We start from the raw sequence: 3,427 nt of genomic DNA, 5'->3' as shown, positions 1-3,427 counted from the left end.
TTAATTGATAATTTTCTTCTAAACTTTCTCCAAACGTTTCTAGCTTAAACTCTATTTGTGGTTGAGTAATTGAGCGTTTTCCCATTATTCCAATACCATTACTTTGCCAGATGTTATTAGTTGATTGTAACCCTAAATTAGAGGGCTGGTAAAATCTAACTTTTCCATTTGTAACGTCCCAAACTTTGTCGTCTGTTCCGTCTAAGTTAGTATGTATTTTATACTGTCTTACCATTAAGCCCTCCCTAGTTCAAATTCTCGTCTGATTGCACGCGCTAAGTTAGAAACATCTTGACCAGCACCGCCTTGCACGTTAAATGTGTTATATGTTCTATTGTCGCTTGATACACTGTTAGTGCTTAAACCGTAACCGCTAGAAGATAAATTGACATCTGTTAAGCCTACTACCATAGAACCTTTGAATAGTCCGCCAACTTTACTTGCAACCCAATCAATTGAACCTTTGATATTTTTAATTGTATCTGTTACACCTCCAAGAACGCTGTCTATTGTATCTTTGACTCCTCCAAATATTCCGCTAAAGAAGTCGCCAATGCCCTTAAATACTCCTGTTATTGCATCCCAAGCATTTGAAGCAAATTTACCAAAAGCCTCGAATACTCCGCTAACTATATCTTTAGCACCGTCAAACGCTCCCTTAAAGAAATCAGCTACTCCGTTAAATACACCTGAAATTGCATCCCAAGCTTTTGAAGCAAAGCCACCAAGAGCGCTAAACACTCCGCTAACGACACTGCGAACAGAATTGAATATGCCACTAAAGAAGCCTGAAACTGCATTCCATATTGATGAAACTACTCCCCAAGCGCTAGAAGCAAAACTTCCGATTGCACTAAATACTGTTGAAACTACTGATTTTACAGCGTTAAATATACCGCCAAAGAAGCCTGAAACTGCATTCCATACGCCAACCAGTATATCCCAAGCTGAACCAGCAAAGCTACCTATGGCGCTAAATACTGTTGAAACTATTGAACTAACTGCGTTAAATATTACACCAAAGAAACCTGATATGCCGTTCCACGCTCCGATAACTAATTGGTAAGCACCGCGAATAATAGCCAATATAAGTTGGAATGCTAAATTAATTACTGATCCAACTAACCCAAATATAGATTGAAAGAAACTAATTAAAGGTTGGAAAGTTGTAACAAACCAGTTATAAGCACCTGTCACTAAAGAAGCAATGGTTGTAAATACAGTTGTAACAACATTTACTATTCCGTCCCATAGCCCTGTGAAGAACCCTGTAACTCCTGCCCATGCTGTTTGAATACCAGTAACAACAGTTGTCCATAAAGTAGTAAAGAATGTTGTTATTCCGTTCCAAATATTTTGAACACCTTGTACAATTCCACTGAACCAATCGACTAAGCCTTGCCAAATGCCTTTAGCTCCGTCAACTGCTCCGTTCCATATATCAGCAAACCATTGACCAATACCGCTAAAGAATGAAACTATTCCGTCCCATGCACTCTTTAAGAAGTCTACGAAACTACCCCAAACCTTTTTACCTGTTTCGGTTTGAGTGAAGAAGTAAACTAAACCAGCAACAATGGCTGCGATTGCTATGCCAAGAGCCACGAATGGATTCATAGCCATTACAGCATTGAAAGCTCCTTGTATAATTGTACCAGCTTCAACAACCTTATTATATATCTCGACAGCCTTAATGATTCCATCAATAACTTTCAAAGCAACGAATACACTAGCCAAAGCAGCTAAAGCTACTTTTAAAGTATCTATTGCGCTTTTACTTTCACTAATTTTTTGCAGAAAATCAGCTATTTTTTTCGTGACTTCTGAAAATTTACCAGCAAATACAGCTATGCTTTTTGCTACGTTATCTATACTTGTTGCGTTTTTTGTTGTTTCTGTATTTATTCCAATAAATGAATTTATGACATTCCCTATAATAGAAACTATGGAACCAAATGCACTTTTTATGCTATCCCAAGCCTCTAAAAATGCTAAAGTGGCTGCATTTTCTTGCAGTTTTTGAAACAAGTCTTGGAAATACTTAACTACATTTGTTACAGCTTTACCAGCACTTTCGCCCCAGTCAGACATCTGGTCTATTAAGCCACTAATGATAGGTGTTAAAGCGTTCAAAGTAGGCACTAAAGCAATTGACATTGTTTCGTTGAAGCTGTCCCACGCGTCCCCAATAGTTTTGATTCCACCGCCCGAACCTTTAGCCATTTTTTCCATAGCCTTGTTGAGCATATCCATCGAAACAGCGCCTTTTGAAACAGCGTCATTAAAAGAACCGTATTGCTGTAATGAGGGGTTCATTTTCATAACAGTGTCTTTTAAAGAAGAACCAAGAGCTGTGTTGTTATCGGTTAATTGTCCAATATTTTCAGCCGTAACTTTACCAGCTGCCGACATTTGACCGTAAGACTGAACTACACCTTTAAGGTTTTCGCCAGTACCACCAAATGCTTGGTTAGCTTTTACTAATGCTTCTGTTTTACTGACCGCTTTTTTAGCGCTATCGCCTAAACCAATGAACGTTGTTGAAAGTTTTAAAGTATCTTCGGTATTTGCATTTGTATCTTTAGCAAGATTCTGCATAGATTTGCTTACATAGTCAAAGTCTTTTCCATTGCCTTTGAACTTCATTGTATTTTGCAATGAAATCATGGCTTTTTGAGTATCCATTGCGTTAGATACCCAGTCTTTTAAGCCGTTACCGACAGCACTAACAGCACTTGCACCGATTTGTCTGAATGCACCAACAGCAATCTCTCTAAGACCGCTAAAGCGTGACTTCATGCCCTCAATTCCGCTATTAACGCCTTTAGTATCCATTTTAGCGTCAATGTTCCAAGAGCCTGAACTAATAGCACCCTCGACTTGCTTAATTTCGCCCTCTAGCCTATTAGCTTGTGTTTCTACTGTACCTAAATCTCTAGTAAGTTGTAGCCATTTCTTTTGACCTGCTGACGTCCCTTTGTCAACCGTAGAAAGTTCTTCTTTTAATTTTGTTGCTTTGTCACGTGATAAGCCCAACTGCGTTTGTAAGTTCTTCTGCAATTGCGCCATTTTCCCGGTATTTGTGGGGTCAAGTTTTAGAGCTTCACGTAAGTTTTTAGCTTCTCCTCTAAGCCCTGACATTGCGGTATTAACGCCTTTAAGTGAGTTCTCGAATTTCGTTGTATTACCGTATATCTCGACCTCAAATGTTGCATTACTTGCCATTACATACCCTTTCTTTTACGCCTTTTCTCTTTTTCTTTTTCCTCTTTCTTTTTCTCTGCAATAAGTTCGATTATTTTATAAACAAGTTCTAGTTCCATTTCCATGAACTGTGTTATATCAATTTCATTATTGCCCAAAACAGTCAAAAGTTCTAAAGTTTTATTTTCCCTTACAGTATCTTTCTTTTTCTTAATCAATGAAC

The 3,427-nt window shown here is 38.2% G+C and carries 3 protein-coding genes; all 3 read right to left on the bottom strand.

Features of this window, described 5'->3' with window-relative positions; all coding sequences use genetic code 11:
- On the bottom strand, positions 1-235 hold a 235-nt coding region (locus QR64_RS25840; protein ID WP_162836417.1), incomplete at its 3' end, for a phage distal tail protein domain-containing protein.
- A complete protein-coding gene (locus QR64_RS25835) occupies positions 235-3,225 on the bottom strand; it encodes a tape measure protein (protein WP_036853155.1) in 2,991 nt (996 codons plus the stop codon). The genes QR64_RS25840 and QR64_RS25835, both read right to left, overlap by 1 nt.
- Positions 3,225-3,427, bottom strand: a 203-nt coding sequence (locus tag QR64_RS26915; protein ID WP_039585277.1) for a hypothetical protein, incomplete at its 5' end; no start/stop codon positions are given. The genes QR64_RS25835 and QR64_RS26915, both read right to left, overlap by 1 nt.

It is taken from the genome of Rhodococcus sp. Chr-9 (assembly GCF_000801125.1).
Taxonomy (GTDB): Bacteria; Actinomycetota; Actinomycetes; order Mycobacteriales; family Mycobacteriaceae; genus Rhodococcus; species Rhodococcus pyridinivorans.
This window is presented reverse-complemented; position numbering and strand designations above follow the sequence as displayed.